The organism is Massilia sp. 01N410 (assembly GCF_056399665.1).
Window position 1 is genome coordinate 111548 of sequence record NZ_JBFTRV010000001.1, and the last position, 16369, is coordinate 127916.

Genomic DNA, 16369 nt, shown 5'->3' on the forward strand with positions numbered 1-16369 from the left:
GACATTTCACAACAATATTGAGACACATCGTCAAAGAGGAGTGCAATATGCATCCGGTACGAGAAACTATCATTGGCAACATCGATCGCTTCGTCAACGAAGAGCTACCGAGCAACGAACTGGGCCGTGTAACGGACGAAGGCGCGGCGCTGATCCGCGACAGCGGCCTGGTGCGCATGCTCCAGCCCAGGGAATATGGCGGCTTCGAGGCCGACCCGCGCGAGTTCTACCTCACCGTGATGGAACTGGCGTCGCGCGCCTCGTCGCTGGGCTGGGTCGGCTCGGTGGTGGGTGTGCATCCCTTCCAGTTCGGCCAGGGCGACCCGCGCATGCAGGAAGAAGTGTGGGGACAGGACCACGATACCTGGACCGCCTCGCCCTATGCTCCGATGGGCAGGGCGCGGCGCGTCGATGGCGGCTACATCCTGAGCGGACAATGGCCATTTTCTTCGGGGACGGATCACTGCAAGTGGGCGGTGCTCGGCGGACTCGCGGAAAGCGGGAACGGCCCGGCGGGAGAATTCACCGTCCTGACCCACTTCGTGCTGCCGCGCGCCGACTACGAGATCCTGCAGGATTCCTGGAACGTGATGGGCCTGGCCGGCACCGGCAGCAAGGACGTGCTGGTGAAGGAAGTCTTCGTGCCCGAGTATCGCACCTACAATGTGCAGGACTTGAACGATTGCGTGTACGCCACGCGCAACCGTCCCGACGTGCCCTTGTACCAGCTGCCTTTCGACCTGTTCTTCCCGGGCGCGATCTCGGCCGCCACGATGGGCATCGCCGCCGGGGTGGTGAACCACTTCGCCGACTACACGGGCGGGCGCGTCCGGATGGGTGTCAAGCAGACCCAGAATCCTTACCACATGGCCTCGCTCGGCGCCGCCCTGGCCGATATCGACGCCTCGCGCCAGCACGTGGTGAACGAGATCGGTGAGATCTACAAGTTCGTCCTGGCCGGCGGCAAGGTGACCAGGGAGATGAAGTACAAGGCCCGCGTGAACCAGGTGCGCGCCGTGCGCCGCGCGGCAGAGGCCGCCGCCGAGGTGTTCAAGCACGCCGGCGGCAATGCAAGCCGCCTCGGCAACCCGATCCAGCGCACCTGGCGCGACCTGTCGGTGGCGATGGGCCACGCCTGCAACGTCGATGATCCGGTCTACGCGGCCTATGCCGGCTCGCTGTACGGCTTGCCGATTCCGCGCGGGGTGGTGATTTGAAGCCCGGCTGAAGGGAGGGCGCCACGCCGCCGGACGCGTGGCGCCGGGCTTACCGGCCGACCGTCCTGGAGCCGCCGCCCTTGTGGCGGCCAGAACGGATGTCTTTGATCATGCAGAGCAGGGTCAGCAGGCAGGCAAAAACAGGCGGTCCCCAATCGTAGATGCGCAAGGGCCGGGATCCCATCGTCGTGGAAAAACCGATGACCACCACGGTCCAGACGACAGTCACTGCGATCAGGACGGCAAAATCTCTGCGGTTTACTTCATTATTCATGGCATGCATCCTTTGCTGGCGAAAATCGATGTCTATCGGGACCACAGGAAACGCGGCTTGGCCTTGATACGCAGGAGTCCTGCATAGCTTTTGCCATAAGAAAAAATGAGCAGTCCGCACAGCAGGAGTTCCTGCGTGCCCGTAAACAGTTGCCGCGGGTGGGGAGAAATGAAGAGATTCAGGTACGCGATCTGGAAAGCGATGCCGGCCATGACCGCCAGCGCGAGCGGGGTCAGGATATCGAACAGCAGCATCGATCCGAGGACGATTTCCAGGTATTTGATGAAGGGATAAAAACCGATGTTGTTCATTTCGGTCAGATAAGGCCCGACCGCCCCGGCCTTGCTGAAATCGGGAATCACGCCGAATACGGCATAGTTGATTCCGGACTTTAAAAAGTGGATGGCGTAATAAAAACGCAGCCACATCACCAGGTATTTCCAAGGGCCTCTTTCGGCATCGATCACGTTGTCTCCTTTGGACTAATGTTGTGTTAAGCGGGAGAGAGCAATTTAGGCCGATCGCAAAAGTCGAACAATGATCATCCTTGCAATTCTGTTATGCAGGAGGCGAGATGCAATGCCGAGGCGGGCGGGGAACTGTGGGAAGTCCGGGCTAGTCGTGTCGTATGCACATAAGCTCCAATCGTGCGTCTGATTGCCCGGGGCTGACGGCGGAAGGCGCCAGCGCCAGCTTCCCGCTATACAAGTCGGGATGGAATGCCGTACCGCAGCGGTCGAGCTGAACGAAGATCCGACCCTTGGCGACGTGCATGGCATCCGTCACGCGCTTTCAGCCTTGGGGCTGCCGTTCGTTGAACGGGCCGACCTGGTCGACGCGACGATGCCGACGCGTCCGGACGGCTATTACGGCCTGTCCAAGGTATTCGGCGAGCAGATCGCCCGCTATTACTGGGACCGCTTCGGCGTCGAGACCGTTTGTATTCGTTTCGGCTATTGCTGGCCCGAGGCGACGACTTACCGCCAGATGGCGCTCTGGCTCAGCCTGGATGACCTGGTGCGCCTGTTGCACTGTTCTCTCATCACGCCCCGCGTCGGCCACACGATCGCATTCGGGGTCTCGAACAATCCGGGCAGGTGGTGGGACGATCGGCATGCGGCTTTCCTGTGCTACCAGCCGAAGGACAGTTCGGAGCGATTTGCAGACAAGCTGCCGGACGCCGTGGCTTACCCGCCGGCCGACGATATCGCGACCATCTTCCAGGGCGGTGCCTTTCTCAACAACGGTCCGAAATACCGGCCGTGAATGCAGCCCGGGCGCGAGCACGCCGGCCCGAGGCAGAGGATCGCTCTGCCGGGCCGGCGCCACGTTACTGCTAGGGCAGGGATGCCGTCGACCGGCCGGCAGGCACTTTTGGCGCCTCGGTGGGAGGCTGCTTGAACACATGGCTGATACCCATGGTCAGCAGAGGGACGGCCAGCGCCAGGTAAGAGCTGTCGACACCGTATGGATTCCCTGCGAGGAACCACCCGATGGTCGCGGTCACCGACAGGATCACGCCGGTGAAGGCGCCGCGCGGGGTCCCGAAGGTCGGCGCGTAGAAGGCCATCAGGACCAGCACCGCCAGGGTGGCGCGCAGGGCCTTGCCGAGGAAGGCGATCATCAGCAGTTTTTCGGCGGACAGGGCCAGCACCAGGGGCAGCAGGCCTGCCACCAGGATCGCGATGCGGATGAAGCGCACCGACTTGCGGTCGTTCTTCTCCCTGTTGAACATCGGGTCGTAGAAATCCTTCATGGCCAGGGTCGCCGAGGCGAGCGTCGTCGCGGCGATGCCGCCGAACAGCGCACCGGCCAGGCCCACCACCATGACGCTGGCCGAGAACGCGGGCATGTGCGCGATCAGGGTTGGGAAAGCATCGATCGACTTCACGCCCGGATACAGCACGGCGCTGCACATGCCGACCAGCGCCGCCATCAGCCCGAACGGGATCATCAGCGAGGCCACGTAGAAGCAGGCCCGCTTGGCGACTGCCGGGTTGTCGGTACTCACCAGGGCCTGGATCACGTACTGGGTGGCGAAGATCGAGCCGATGCCGCCGATCATCCAGGCGCAGATCTGGCCCCAGCCGATCGCGGTCCAGTCGAACATCGCCGCCGGCAGCCGGGCCTGCAGCGTATCGATGCCGCCGCTCGCTTCGAGGGCATACGCGAGCGCCAGGATCATGCCGAGGTACTTCATGATCGAGTGAGCGAAGTTGGTGTAGACGACGGAACGCATGCCGCCGAGGCTGACGTAGGCCACGGTGATGGCGCCGACCAGCAGGATCGCGACGGCCTTGTCGATGTGCAGGACCGCGGCGAGCACGGCGCCGCCGCCGGCGTACAGCGCGACCGCGACGATCGACAGGGCGACGATGGTCAGCACCGAGGCGGCATAGCGGATCGGCTCGCCGTAGGCATCGGCCAGGATGCCGGAAATGGTCGACTTGCCGCTTTCCTTGTACTTGCGGACCAGGATCAGCGCCAGCAGCAGGAAGCCGACCGCCAGGGCCACCAGGTTCCAGACCGCGGAGATGCCCAGCTCGAAACCTTTCTGCGCGGTGCCGATGCTGACCGAACTGCCGATGAATTCGGACAGCAGAAGGGCGCCGATCAGGTAAGCCGGGTAATTGCGTCCTCCAGCGGTCATGCCGTCGCTGCTGTTGGCGTGCCTGCGCACGCTATAGGTGATGTACGACATGAGGGCGAAGTAGCCCGCCGTGATCGCACCGATGATCATCAGTCTCGTTTCCATTGTCTGCTCCAAAGCTGCCTTTTGTTTTTGTCGACGTCCGCACTATATGCAGTGGGCATAATTCACTGCGGTGATGAGACGATATTCCCGCAGGTGATGGGCGTCCAAGACTGTTTTAGTATCGCTTCGATACCTCGAAGGTATGGCGACGGATGGCGTTGCGGCCGGTGATCCCGGCATCAGCCAGGAATGTAACGCCAATAGCATCCCGTTTTCTTTGTCATTTGATTGGTATGAGGGGACTGTCGTCTGTATCAGGAGCGCCCATCGAAGGCCTCAGCCCTTGCTCCTTGATAGGCAAGTTCCGACCGATGGACTGCTGTCTATCGAGCGTTTTGTGAAAGCAATCACGTTTCACACAGCCAAACTCGATTTCACATGGTGAATTTTGCTGCGCGCCACTTTCACCATGAAATTTCGTTTCGCAATACTACTTTCCACATAATGAAATAAACTTCATAAGTCATTGAATTTAAGCGGATAAATATTCAATCAACTCTTATATAAGATAGAAGATAGTTCGGCGTGCTCGCTCTATGATGAACTCATCCGACTACGATTCGCTGCGCACCACCGTAAGCGGCGAACGCAGGAGATTTCGATTCTTTTTTATGGAGTTCATCATGTCCCAGTACCAGAACGATATCCAGGCCATCACCAGTCTCAAACAACAGCAGGGCGACGGCTGGCATGCGATCAACCCCGAGTCCGCAGCGCGCATGCGCGCACAGAACCGCTTTCAAACCGGCCTCGATATCGCCCGCTACACGGCCGGGATCATGCGTCGCGACATGGCGAACTACGATACCGATCCATCCAAATACACCCAGTCGCTGGGGTGCTGGCATGGTTTCATCGGCCAGCAAAAGATGATTTCCATCAAAAAGCACTTCAACAATACCGACCGCCGTTACCTGTACCTGTCGGGTTGGATGATTGCCGCGCTGCGTTCGGAATTCGGCCCGCTGCCCGACCAGTCGATGCATGAGAAAACGGCAGTGCCCGCCCTGATCAAGGAGCTGTACACCTTCCTGTGCCAGGCCGACGCACGCGAGCTTGGTGGCCTGTTCCGCCAGCTCGATGCCGCGGAAGGCGAAGCGCGCGCCGCCGTCCAGGCGAAGATCGACAATTTCGTCACCCACGTGGTGCCGATCATCGCCGACATCGACGCCGGCTTCGGCAATGCCGAGGCAACCTACCTGCTGGCCAAGCAGATGATCGAAGCCGGCGCCTGCTGTATCCAGATCGAAAACCAGGTATCGGACGAGAAGCAGTGCGGCCACCAGGACGGCAAGGTCACCGTGCCGCATGAAGACTTCCTGGCCAAGATCCGCGCCGTGCGCTACGCCTTCCTCGAACTGGGCGTGGACGATGGACTCATCGTGGCGCGTACCGATTCGCTTGGCGCTGGCCTGACCAAGCAGATCGCCTACACCCGTGAGCCGGGCGATCTCGGCGACCAGTACAACAGCTTCCTGGACGTCGAAGAGGTATCGCTCGATGCGATGGCGAACGGCGACGTGGTCATCAAGCGCGACGGCAAGCTGCTGCGCCCGAAGCGCCTGCCCAGCAACCTGTTCCAGTTCCGCGAGGGTACCGGCGAGGCGCGCTGCGTACTCGACTGCATCACCTCGCTCCAGAATGGCGCCGACCTGCTGTGGATCGAAACGGAAAAGCCGCACATCGCCCAGATCGGCGGCATGGTGAAGGAAATCCGCAAGGTGATCCCGAACGCGAAGCTGGTGTACAACAACAGCCCTTCGTTCAACTGGACCCTGAATTTCCGCCAGCAGGTCTTCGACAGCATGAAGGCCGAGGGCGCCGATGTGTCTCACTACGAGCGTTCGCAACTGATGAGCGCCGAATACGACGACTCGGAACTGGCGCGCGATGCCGACGAACGCATCCGCACCTTCCAGGCCGACGCGGCGCGCGAAGCCGGTATCTTCCATCACCTGATCACGCTGCCCACCTACCATACCGCCGCGCTGTCGACCGATAACCTGGCCAAAGAATACTTCGGCGAGCAGGGCATGCTGGGTTACGTGGCCGGCGTGCAGCGCAAGGAAATTCGCCAGGGCATCGCCTGTGTCAAACACCAGAACATGTCGGGTTCGGACCTGGGCGACGATCACAAGGAGTACTTCAGTGGCGAAGCAGCGCTGAAGGCTTCGGGGAAGCTCAACACCATGAACCAGTTCTGAGGAAATGCGCACTCACAGGCTCGCCATGGCGAGCCTGTGCGGAGCATTGCATTAGCCATATCGAGGAACCCAAATGAATTGTATGCAAAACGAGGTGCACGATGACTCTCGAACGGTCGGCCGGGTCGGCATCATCGGCGCCGATGCCATGAGCCTCGGCATCGCGGTAAGCCTGCTGGATGCCGACGTTCCGGTGACGCTCTTCGAACCCGAGCGCGAGTCACTCGACAAGGTAGTCGAGCTTGTCCGGTCGGGCTACCGGAATGCGGCCGCGAAAGGCGAGCTTCGACAGGCCGAGCGTGACAGGCGCATGGCACTGTTGGCCGGCACGGTAAATTTTCATCACTTGAAAGACTGCGACTTGATTGTCGACGCGGAGCCTGGCGACAGGGCAGGCAAAGAGAAGTTGTTCCGCCGGTTGGACCAGGTTGCCAGGTTCGGCGCCGTACTGACGACCCGAGCTTCGTATTCCGGCGTCGACCACATCGCTGGATGCACGAGGCGCCGGGGCGACGTGCTTGGCTTGCATGTTTCGGCGTCTTCGGAGACGGAGGAGATATGGACGATCGCGCCCGGGAAGGAAACTTCAGGTGACGCCCTGGCTACAGTAATCGCACTCGCGCAGAGACTTCGTAAGGGCGTCGCAGTTCGGGGCAACTTCCAGGGCATTGTCAGCAATGCGAAAAGCGTCGCGCTGGATGCCGACTGTTTCGCACCACGGAAAATCGATCAGGTACTGGACTAGTCTGGTTTGTGGTAGCACTCTGCCGCCGCCTGCTTACCGCAATGCGCGAGCTCCGCCACGGCCTCGTCGAACAGGCATCCATCATGTCCATAGGACGTATCGATAGAATCACGAGCTGGAAAAAGGGGCCGCGAATATGCTTGTCGGTATTAAATCGATAAGCGGAGACGACCATGAAACCCCGATTGCTGGCACCTGGCCTGGCGATGCATTTCCGTTCGCCTGTGCGCTTCGGTAGCGCCTTGCGTGGCTACGAAGCGCTGCTTCGCACCCTGCAGTTGATCTTGTTTTTCTGGGGCGGGGTAGTTGGCGCGAAGGTGCTTGCTCACTTCGTCACGCAGGGCGGCTGGCTGTTGGCCGGGCCGGAGAGTGCGGCCGGCGGCAACCTGGCGTTGCTGCGCACCGGCGACAGCGTGTGCGTGGACCTGAACATCGGACGCTGCGACGTACTGCTGCCGGATGCGGAGCTGGCGGCGCGCAGGAAGGATGCGCCGCCGCCCGTACCCGGCAACCAGACGCCGTGGCAGGAGATCTACCGCGCCAGCGTCGGCCAACTGCATACCGGTGCTGTAATAGAAATGGCGTTGAAGTACCGGGGCGTCGCTCAGGACATGCCACGCCATAATCACTGAGGAAGACTGTCGCGCCGCCACCGAATCAACGGCCGCGTCCAGCGTGGCGACGACGACCTGCGCCTGCTGCAGAAAGGCCATGCCTTCCGAGTCGGTATCAGTGTAGCGATGTGCGGTACAGGTCTGCCCGTCGGGTCACATCCCGGCGTCGAAGAGTTTCCTGACTGCTGCATTATTTAAAAACCTGATTGTCGAAATCGGAATGGATCGGTATCCACCATCCCTTGACTTGGGCAGACTATGTTCACTCGCAAGATTTATGGGCGGCATCAAGAAAGCGATAGAGGTGCGCCCTTACTGGCTATTACAGCGAATAGCCAGTCGCCGTTCGCCGCGAGGAAAACACATGGGGCGGGTCAAACCTAGAACTACATAAAACAGGAGATAAAAACGTGAAAAAAATGACAGGCGGGATCTTGGCTGTGATTACGGCGCTATTGCCTTGATAACGACAATGAAAATGACCTTTCGCCAAAAACTATTTCTGCCGTTGTTTCTTAGTTGGATATGCCTGCTCGCAGTATTCGTGATCGATGCCATGCGCACGCGCGAATTGCGCTTTGACGAACGCAAGATCCAGCTCGCGAATGCGGACGACATGGCGGCGTCGATCACCGGGGAGTACGAGGCATTGGCCGCCAGGGGTGCGCTGCCTCTCGACGAAGCCAAAAGGCAGGCTCTGGCGCGCATCAGGGCATTACGCTTCGGGGATAGCGGCTACATCGTCGTATTCGACAAGGACAAGATGCTGATGCACCCCTTCAAGGCCGAGTTGGAAGGCATGCCGATCGCGAAAGTGGTCGACGTGAACGGCCGGGCAATCAGTGTGGAAGGCGTCAAATCGACCTTGCAAACCGGTTCCGGCTTTACCTCGTTCATGTGGGTCAAGCCGGGCTCGCGGGAGCCGGTACCCAAGATATCCTATACCGTGCACTACAAGCCCTGGAGTTGGTACTTCATGGTCGGCCTCTATGTCGATGACCTGGACCGGGCTTTCCGCGAACAGCTGAGCGAGGCCGCGCTCTGGCTGGCCGTGATCGGTGCCGTTCTTAGTGGCGTGGTTGTGTTGCCGGTGCGAAACATCGAACGCCAGATCGGCGGCGATCCTGAAGTCGCCGTCGCGGTGGCCCAGCGCATCGCGACCGGCGACCTGAGCGTCGAGGTGGCGGTCCGCGCCGGTGACCGGAGCAGCCTGATGGCCGCGATGAAGTCCATGCGCGATGCGCTGGCCGCGGTCGTCACCCAGGTACGCGCCGGCACCGACCTGATCGCCGCTGCGTCGGGCGAAATCGCCAGCGGCATTCAAAACCTGTCGAGCCGTACCGAGGATCAGGCCAGCTCGCTCGAAGAAACCGCGGCCTCGATGGAGGAACTGACCACCACCCTCAAGCAGAGCGCGGACAACGCGCGCCAGGCGAATGTGCTGGCGGAATCGTCCTCCGAGGTCGCGGGGCGCGGCGGGGCCGCGGTAGCCAGGGTGGTCGAAACCATGGCGTCGATCAACGCCTCGTCCAGCAAGATCGTCGATATCATCAGCGTCATCGACGGCATCGCTTTCCAGACAAACATCCTGGCCCTGAATGCGGCGGTGGAGGCCGCGCGCGCGGGTGAGCAAGGCAGGGGCTTTGCCGTGGTGGCCAGCGAGGTGCGCAACCTGGCCCAGCGCTCGGCCGCCGCCGCACGAGAGATCAAGACGCTGATCGGGGACTCCGTGTCAAAGGTCGACGACGGCGTGGGTCTGGTACGGGAAGCGGGCACGACGATGCAGGAAATTCTCGCCGACGTCGGCCGTGTCGGCAGCATGATCGGTGAGATCAGCGCCGCGACCCGGGAACAGGGCATCGGTATCGAGCAGATCAACCAGTCCGTCGCCGAGATCGACCAGATGACCCAGCAGAACGCGGCCCTGGTCGAGGAAGCGGCAGCGGCGTCCGAAGCGATGCGGGAGCAGGCGGCGAGGCTGGCGCAGGCAGTCGGCGTGTTCAAACTGGCGTCAGGCGCCGAAGCGACAAATCCAGCATTATTCAAAAAGCTGATTATATGAATCAATGTCCAACAAGTATTCAATGGGCGCGAACTTCGGCACACTGTGAGCGATGGTTCCGGACCGCATCGGGAGGCGCGGTCGAGCGAATATCTGGCCGGACAAGAAACAAGAACAGCTTAAATGGAGACTAAAGCATGAAAAAAGTAATATCCAGGGTAGTCCTCGCAGCAGGCGCGCTATCCCTCACCATGCTGGCGCAAGCCGCGGGCGAGGACACCATCAAGGTCGGACTGATCGCACCCTTTTCCGGGCCGTTCGCCGATTACGGCAAGCAGATGGAAGGCGGGATCAAAGCCTATATGGCGCAACATGGCAGCATTGTCGCCGGAAAGAAAATCGAGGTCATCGTCAAGGACACCACCGGGCCCTCGCCCGAAATCGCGAAGCGGCTGGCCCAGGAACTCGTGGTGCGGGACAAGGTCGATTTCCTGGCCGGCTTCGGCCTGACGCCGGAAGCACTTGCGGTCGCGCCGCTTGCCGAGCAGGCGAAAAAGCCGATGATCATCATGAATGCGGCCAGTTCGGCCATTACGACGAAGTCGAATTACATCGCACGCGTGTCGATGACGCTGCCGCAAAGCTCCGCGCCGATGGCGAAGTGGGCGCTCAAGAACAAGATCCGGAACGTGGTCACGCTGGTAGCCGATTACGCGCCCGGTATCGATGCAGAGACGGCGTTCAAGGCGGCCCTGACGGAAGGAGGTGGCAAGGTCCAGGAGGCAATCCGCGTACCGCTGAAAAATCCCGACTTCGCGCCTTACATCCAGCGCATCAAGGACGCCAGGCCGGATGCGGTGTTCGTATTCGTACCGCCCGGCGAGCACACCATCGCTTTCATGAAGGGTTACCGCGAGCGCGGCCTGGCCGAAGCGGGTATCAAGGTCATCGGCACGGGAGACCTGACGGACGACCATATGCTGGCGGCGATGGGCGACGCGACGCTGGGCGTGATCACCACCTTTCATTATTCGGCGGCCCACAAATCGCCTGAAAATGCCGCATTCCTCAAGAGTTTTGCCAGCGCCAACCCTGGCGCGGGCCGGCCCAACTTCATGGCCGTCGGCGGCTACGACGGCATGGCGGCAATTTATGAGGTCGCGCGCAAGCTGAACGGCGACATCAATGGCGACAAGGCCATGGCAATCCTGAAGGGCATGCAGCTGAACAGTCCGCGCGGACCGATCATGCTGGACGCCGCCACCCGCGACGTGGTGCAGACGGAATACGTGCGGCGGGTCGAGAAGGTCAACGGGGAGCTGTTCAACATCGAATTCGATCAGTTCCCAAATCAGAAAGATCCGGGCAAACCCTAGCGGTATCGCCCATCGGGCATGACGGCGCAGCGGCTTGTCATGCAGCTGGCCGGGTAGCGGACGCGATATGAGGCGCGCCGCTCCCGGCGGCGTCGCCGCTGGCGAACAGCGCGGCAACCATCTGCCGCAGCCAGCGGTTCGAGACGTCGGCATGATAGCGTTCGTGCCAGTGTTGCTTGACCTGATAGCTCGGTAGATCCACCGGGATCTCCAGGAAGCGGACCGCTTCGCTGCCTGCCACCACGCTCGCATAGCGCAAGGGGACAATGGCCAGCAGCTCGGTCTGCGCCACGATGGACGCGACGCCCAGGAAGCTCGGCAGGTTCAGCACGACATTGCGCTCGATCTCCTCGCGCGCCAGTATCTTGTCGACGATCGCATGGCCGGTGCCCGAGGTACGTACGCGCACATGTCCCTCCTGCCGCAGATTCTCGACCGTCAGCGACGCGCCCACACGCGGATGCGTATGCGCGACCAGGCAGACGAAGTGTTGGTCGAACAGCTTTTGCTGGTAGAAGCCGGCCTCCAGATGTGGCATGAAACCGACCGCCAGGTCGACCGTGCCGTCCGCAAGCTCGGCGGGCGTGGCCGGGGAAATCCTCGATATCTCGAGGTGAATGCCCGGGGCAATGGCGCGCAAGTGGTTCAGCATGCGCGGCAGGAGCACGATCTCGCTGATATCCGTCATGCAGACACGGAATTGACGGGTACTCTCGGCGGGGTCGAATACCGGCTGGTCGGCCAGCGCATGCTGCACTGCCGAGATCGCGAGGCGCACGTCCCCGATTGCGTTCTGTGCGCGTGGCGTGGGCACCATGCCCTTGACGGTACGGCTGAACAGCTGGTCGTTGAAATGGCCGCGCAGCTTGCTCAGTGCGAGGCTGACGCTCGACTGCGGCAGGCCCAGGTTGTGGGCTGCCCGGGTCACGTTCCCTGTCTTGAAGATTTCGTCGAAGATCTGCAGCAGCTCGAGGTCAAAGTGCTTCATTGGTCTATCGATATTTAAAATCCTGATTATAACGATCAAAGATTATCTGTTTCGAAAATACTTCTTTTCCGTCAAAGTGCTTCCACCGCAGGAGCGACGCGGAACATGCCGCGAAATAACACAACGGTAGTAACAGTTTTCAGGAGACCAGTCATGCAATTCCATCTCGACGGATTTCGTCCCGGCGACCCGCATCTTCACCCCGTTTCGCCGCTCGCCCGGCCGCACACCGATGCCGTGCCGGCACAGGTGGATGTACTCATTGTCGGCTGCGGCCCGGCGGGCCTGACGCTGGCGGCGCAACTGGCAGCGTTCCCCGAGATTCGCACGGCGATCGTCGAGCAGAAGGATGGCCCGCTGGAGAAAGGACAGGCCGACGGCATCGCCTGCCGCACGATGGAAATGTTCGAGGCATTCAATTTCGCCGAGCGGGTGCTCCAGGAGTCCTGCTGGATCAACGAAGTCACGTTCTGGAAACCCGACGAAAAGAACCCGCGCGAGATCGTGCGTCATGGCCGCGTGCAGGACACGGAGGACGGCTTGTCGGAGTTTCCGCACGTAGTGCTCAACCAGGCCCGGGTCCACGATCTCTACCTCGAGACCATGCGCAATTCGCCGAGCCGGCTGGCGCCGCATTACGCGCGCAAGCTGCTCGACGTCAAGGTCGATGCTGCTGCCGGCGACTATCCGGTGACGGCGACGCTGGAGCGCACCGACCCGCCACATGCCGGGCAGCGCGAGATCGTGCGCGCACGCTATGTCGTGGGCTGCGACGGTGCGCGCAGTGCCACGCGCACCGCGATCGGCCGCGAACTGGCCGGCGAGGCGGCGCACCAGGCCTGGGGGGTGATGGACGTGCTGGCGGTAACCGACTTCCCCGACGTGCGCTACAAGGTGGCGATCCAGTCCCGCGAAGGCAGTCTCCTGATCATTCCGCGCGAGGGAGGGTATCTCACTCGGCTGTACGTGGAGATGGACAAGCTGAGCGAGGACGAACGCGTGTCGCAGCGCAAGATTACGATCGAGCAGTTAATCGATGCCGCGCAGCGCATTTTCCATCCTTACAAGCTGGATGTGAAGGAGGTCGCATGGTGGTCTGTGTACGAGATCGGCCAGCGCATCTGCGACAAATACGACGACGTGCCCGCAGGACGGGAAAGCGGGCAGCTGCCGCGCGTCTTCATCGCCGGCGACGCTTGCCACACCCACAGTCCCAAGGCGGGACAGGGCATGAATTGCTCCATGCAGGATGCGTTCAACCTGGGCTGGAAGCTTGCGGCTGTCCTGCGCGGACAATGCCCGCCGTCGCTCCTGCATAGCTACAATGCCGAGCGCCAGGCGGTCGGAAAGCAATTGATCGACTTCGACAGTGAGTGGGCGAAGATGATCAGCGAAAAACCGGCCGACGGACAGGGCGGAGGCCTGGACCCCAAGGAGTTCCAGACGTATTTCGAGCGGCACCTGCGGTACACCGCCGGCATGGGCACGAAATACAGCGCAGCGCTGCTCTGCGGTGACGAGACGCACCAGCATTTGGCCGCCGGCTTCGAAGTGGGGACGCGTTTTCACTCGGCTGAAGTGGTGCGCATTTGCGACGCCAAGGTAGTTCATCTGGGACATGCGGGCAAGGCCGACGGGCGTTGGCGCCTCTACGCCTTCGCCGGCAAGGATGACGCCGTGGACGGTAACAGCGGCCTGCGCAAGCTGTGTCGCTTCCTCGAAGATTCACCCGCCTCGCCAGTGCGCAGATACACTGCGGCGGGCCAGGACCCGGATGCGGTGTTCGACCTGCGCGCAGTGTTCCAGGGCAGTCACGCGGACCTCGAAATCCAGGCGATGTCCGCGCTGCTATGGCCGCAGAAAGGGCGCCATGGCCTCCACGATTACGAAAAGGTGTTCAGCGCCAAGCTCAAGCACGGCCCGGACATCTTCGACTTGCGCGGCGTGGATCGGGAACAGGGCGCCCTGGTCGTGGTGCGCCCCGATCAGTATATCGCCCTGGTCCTGCCCTTGGATGCACACCAGGCCCTGGCCGATTTCTTCGCGGAGTTCATGTTGCCCCAGGGCTGATTATCGATTCGCGCGCGTTGATGCGATCTGGTCGAGCACATGCCTGGGAACCGCCGCGTAGTGCTTGAATTCCATCGTGTAAGTCGCGCGGCCCTGGGTCAGCGAACGCAGCGTGGTCGAGTAGCCGAACATCTCGGCCAGCGGCACCACTGCCTTGATCAACTTGCCACCGCCGCCGGCAATCTCGTCCATACCCTGGACCAGGCCGCGCCGGGTCGACAGGTCGCCCATCACGTTGCCGGTAAATTCCTCGGGTGTCTCGACCTCGACCTGCATCATCGGCTCGAGAAGTTCGGGCGAGGCCTTGCGCATGCCGTCCTTGAAAGCCATCGAGGCGGCCACGCGGAAGGCGTTTTCGTTGGAGTCGACGTCGTGGTAAGAGCCGAAGGTCAGCGTCGCGCGCACGTCGACCACCGGGTAGCCGGCCAGCACGCCGGAAGGCAGCGTCTCCTGGATGCCCTTGTCGACCGCCGGGATGTACTCGCGCGGCACCACGCCACCCTTGATGGCGTCGACGAATTCGTAACCCTTGCCGGGCTCGAGCGGCTCGAGCTTGAGCACCACGTGGCCATACTGTCCCTTGCCGCCCGATTGCTTGACGAACTTGCCTTCGACGTTCTCGACCGCGTTGCGGATGGTTTCGCGGTACGCCACCTGCGGCTTGCCGACCGTGGTTTCGACGCCGAACTCGCGCTTCATGCGGTCGACCAGGATTTCCAGGTGCAGCTCGCCCATGCCGGACATGATGGTCTGGCCGGATTCCTCGTCGGTGCGGACACGGAACGAGGGGTCTTCCTGCGCCAGGCGATTCAGGGCGACCCCCATCTTTTCCTGGTCGGCCTTGGTTTTCGGTTCCACCGCCTGCGAGATCACCGGTTCCGGGAACACCATCTTTTCCAGCACGATCACGTGGTGCGGATCGGAGAGCGTATCGCCTGTGGTAACCGCCTTCAGGCCTACCGCGGCCGCGATGTCGCCGGCGAACACTTCCTTGATTTCCTTGCGCTCGTTGGCGTGCATCTGCAGGATGCGGCCCAGCCTCTCCTTTTGGCCCTTGGTCGGGTTGTACACGCTGTCTCCGGAATTGACCACGCCCGAATACACGCGGAAGAAGGTCAGCTGGCCCACGAAAGGATCGGTCATGATCTTGAAGGCCAGCGCGGCGAACGGCTCCTCGTCCGACGGGTGGCGCTCGATCGGCTGGTCGTTCTCGTCATGGCCCGCAATGGCCGGCACGTCGATCGGAGAGGGCAGGTAGTCGATCACGGCGTCCAGCATCGCCTGCACGCCCTTGTTCTTGAAGGCGGAGCCGGCCAGCATCGGCACGATTTCGCCGGCCACGGTGCGCTGGCGCAGCGCCGCCTTGATCTCGTCTTCGGAAAACGGCTCGCCGTTCAGGTATTTCTCGGTCAGCTCGGGGGTTGCCTCGGCCGCCGCCTCGACCAGGCTTTCGCGCCACGCGCGCGCGACCCCTTCCAGTTCGGCCGGGATGTCGCCGTACTCGAAGTGCACGCCCTGACCGGCTTCGTCCCAGCGGATGGCGCGCATCTTGACCAGGTCGACCACGCCTTCGAACCTGTCCTCGGCACCGATCGGCACCTGGATTGGCACCGGGTTGCCCTTCAAACGGTCGTGGATCTGCTGCCGCACGCGGAAGAAATCGGCGCCGACGCGGTCCATCTTGTTGACGAAGGCGATGCGCGGCACCTTGTATTTGTTCGCCTGGCGCCACACGGTTTCGGATTGCGGCTGCACGCCGCCGACCGAGTCGTACACCATCACCGCGCCGTCCAGTACCCGCATCGAGCGTTCGACCTCGATGGTGAAGTCGACGTGCCCCGGGGTGTCGATGATGTTGATGCGATACTCCGGGTAATTGCCGGCCATCCCCTTCCAGAATGCCGTGGTCGCAGCCGAGGTGATCGTGATGCCGCGCTCCTGTTCCTGTTCCATCCAGTCCATGGTCGCCGCGCCGTCGTGCACCTCGCCTATCTTGTGATTGACGCCGGTGTAGAACAGGATGCGCTCGGTCGTGGTCGTCTTGCCGGCGTCGATGTGGGCGCTGATGCCGATGTTGCGGTAGCGCTCAATGGGGGTCTTACGGCTCATTGCACTCTCCTGAAT

12 protein-coding genes and 1 pseudogene are annotated in these 16369 nt (G+C 61.8%); 8 read left to right on the forward strand and 5 right to left on the reverse strand.

Translation table 11 applies throughout. The features are described from left to right. Positions 1-47 precede the first annotated feature (47 nt). The gene (locus AC1DOP_RS00530; protein WP_477249098.1) at positions 48-1217 is read left to right on the forward strand and encodes an acyl-CoA dehydrogenase family protein; all 1170 of its coding nucleotides are present in this window, start codon (positions 48-50) and stop codon (positions 1215-1217) included. 49 nt (positions 1218-1266) lie between these two features. Here the strand turns inward: AC1DOP_RS00530 and AC1DOP_RS00535 are convergent, their stop codons facing one another. After that, positions 1267-1491 (reverse strand): hypothetical protein, encoded by a 225-nt coding sequence (locus tag AC1DOP_RS00535; protein WP_477249100.1) that lies wholly within the window; start codon positions 1489-1491, stop codon positions 1267-1269. Between the two features lie 32 nt (positions 1492-1523). Then, positions 1524-1919 carry a hypothetical protein gene (locus tag AC1DOP_RS00540; protein ID WP_477249624.1) on the reverse strand — a complete coding sequence of 132 codons (396 nt, stop codon included), beginning with the start codon at positions 1917-1919 and terminating at the stop codon, positions 1524-1526. 286 nt (positions 1920-2205) lie between these two features. On the opposite strand from AC1DOP_RS00540, the gene AC1DOP_RS00545 reads away from it, so the two are divergent. Then, positions 2206-2757 (forward strand): NAD-dependent epimerase/dehydratase family protein, encoded by a 552-nt coding sequence (locus AC1DOP_RS00545; RefSeq protein WP_477249102.1) that lies wholly within the window; start codon positions 2206-2208, stop codon positions 2755-2757. A gap of 70 nt (positions 2758-2827) precedes the next feature. Here AC1DOP_RS00545 and AC1DOP_RS00550 read toward each other — a convergent pair whose 3' ends face one another. Next, the gene (locus AC1DOP_RS00550; protein WP_477249104.1) at positions 2828-4246 is read right to left on the reverse strand and encodes a sodium:solute symporter family protein; all 1419 of its coding nucleotides are present in this window, start codon (positions 4244-4246) and stop codon (positions 2828-2830) included. A 623-nt stretch (positions 4247-4869) separates the two neighbouring features. Here AC1DOP_RS00550 and AC1DOP_RS00555 point away from each other — a divergent pair. From AC1DOP_RS00555 to AC1DOP_RS00575, 5 genes and pseudogenes are all read left to right on the forward strand, one after another. Then, positions 4870-6450 carry an isocitrate lyase gene (locus AC1DOP_RS00555; protein WP_477249106.1) on the forward strand — a complete coding sequence of 527 codons (1581 nt, stop codon included), beginning with the start codon at positions 4870-4872 and terminating at the stop codon, positions 6448-6450. Positions 6451-6532: 82 nt separating this feature from the next. Further along, entirely contained in the window at positions 6533-7195 is a 663-nt protein-coding gene (locus AC1DOP_RS00560) for a 3-hydroxyacyl-CoA dehydrogenase NAD-binding domain-containing protein (protein ID WP_441933926.1), read from the forward strand. Positions 7196-7545: 350 nt separating this feature from the next. After that, positions 7546-7827 (forward strand): annotated as a pseudogene (locus tag AC1DOP_RS00565) (dihydroxy-acid dehydratase); the annotation flags it as partial. 454 nt (positions 7828-8281) lie between these two features. Next, positions 8282-9871: a methyl-accepting chemotaxis protein gene (locus AC1DOP_RS00570; protein ID WP_477249109.1), complete on the forward strand. Its 1590-nt coding sequence runs from the start codon at positions 8282-8284 to the stop codon at positions 9869-9871. Positions 9872-10008: 137 nt separating this feature from the next. Then, on the forward strand, positions 10009-11187 hold the full coding sequence (locus tag AC1DOP_RS00575) for an ABC transporter substrate-binding protein (protein ID WP_477249110.1): 1179 nt from the start codon (positions 10009-10011) through the stop codon (positions 11185-11187). Positions 11188-11224: 37 nt separating this feature from the next. Here AC1DOP_RS00575 and AC1DOP_RS00580 read toward each other — a convergent pair whose 3' ends face one another. Then, positions 11225-12175: a LysR family transcriptional regulator gene (locus AC1DOP_RS00580; protein WP_441933931.1), complete on the reverse strand. Its 951-nt coding sequence runs from the start codon at positions 12173-12175 to the stop codon at positions 11225-11227. Positions 12176-12328: 153 nt separating this feature from the next. On the opposite strand from AC1DOP_RS00580, the gene AC1DOP_RS00585 reads away from it, so the two are divergent. Then, the gene (locus tag AC1DOP_RS00585; protein ID WP_477249113.1) at positions 12329-14245 is read left to right on the forward strand and encodes an FAD-binding monooxygenase; all 1917 of its coding nucleotides are present in this window, start codon (positions 12329-12331) and stop codon (positions 14243-14245) included. Here AC1DOP_RS00585 and fusA read toward each other — a convergent pair whose 3' ends face one another. Next, on the reverse strand, positions 14246-16354 hold the full coding sequence (gene fusA / locus AC1DOP_RS00590) for an elongation factor G (RefSeq protein WP_477249115.1): 2109 nt from the start codon (positions 16352-16354) through the stop codon (positions 14246-14248). Positions 16355-16369 lie beyond the last annotated feature (15 nt).

What these genes read in the sequence shown, in the direction of transcription:
- AC1DOP_RS00530 (WP_477249098.1), top strand. Translation starts at nt 48, where the DNA reads ATGCATCCGGTACGAGAAACTATCATTGGCAACATCGATCGCTTCGTC.
- AC1DOP_RS00535 (WP_477249100.1), bottom strand. Translation starts at nt 1,491, where the DNA reads ATGAATAATGAAGTAAACCGCAGAGATTTTGCCGTCCTGATCGCAGTG.
- AC1DOP_RS00540 (WP_477249624.1), bottom strand. Translation starts at nt 1,919, where the DNA reads ATGTGGCTGCGTTTTTATTACGCCATCCACTTTTTAAAGTCCGGAATC.
- AC1DOP_RS00545 (WP_477249102.1), top strand. Translation starts at nt 2,206, where the DNA reads ATGGAATGCCGTACCGCAGCGGTCGAGCTGAACGAAGATCCGACCCTT.
- AC1DOP_RS00550 (WP_477249104.1), bottom strand. Translation starts at nt 4,246, where the DNA reads ATGGAAACGAGACTGATGATCATCGGTGCGATCACGGCGGGCTACTTC.
- AC1DOP_RS00555 (WP_477249106.1), top strand. Translation starts at nt 4,870, where the DNA reads ATGTCCCAGTACCAGAACGATATCCAGGCCATCACCAGTCTCAAACAA.
- AC1DOP_RS00560 (WP_441933926.1), top strand. Translation starts at nt 6,533, where the DNA reads ATGCAAAACGAGGTGCACGATGACTCTCGAACGGTCGGCCGGGTCGGC.
- AC1DOP_RS00570 (WP_477249109.1), top strand. Translation starts at nt 8,282, where the DNA reads ATGAAAATGACCTTTCGCCAAAAACTATTTCTGCCGTTGTTTCTTAGT.
- AC1DOP_RS00575 (WP_477249110.1), top strand. Translation starts at nt 10,009, where the DNA reads ATGAAAAAAGTAATATCCAGGGTAGTCCTCGCAGCAGGCGCGCTATCC.
- AC1DOP_RS00580 (WP_441933931.1), bottom strand. Translation starts at nt 12,175, where the DNA reads ATGAAGCACTTTGACCTCGAGCTGCTGCAGATCTTCGACGAAATCTTC.
- AC1DOP_RS00585 (WP_477249113.1), top strand. Translation starts at nt 12,329, where the DNA reads ATGCAATTCCATCTCGACGGATTTCGTCCCGGCGACCCGCATCTTCAC.
- fusA (WP_477249115.1), bottom strand. Translation starts at nt 16,354, where the DNA reads ATGAGCCGTAAGACCCCCATTGAGCGCTACCGCAACATCGGCATCAGC.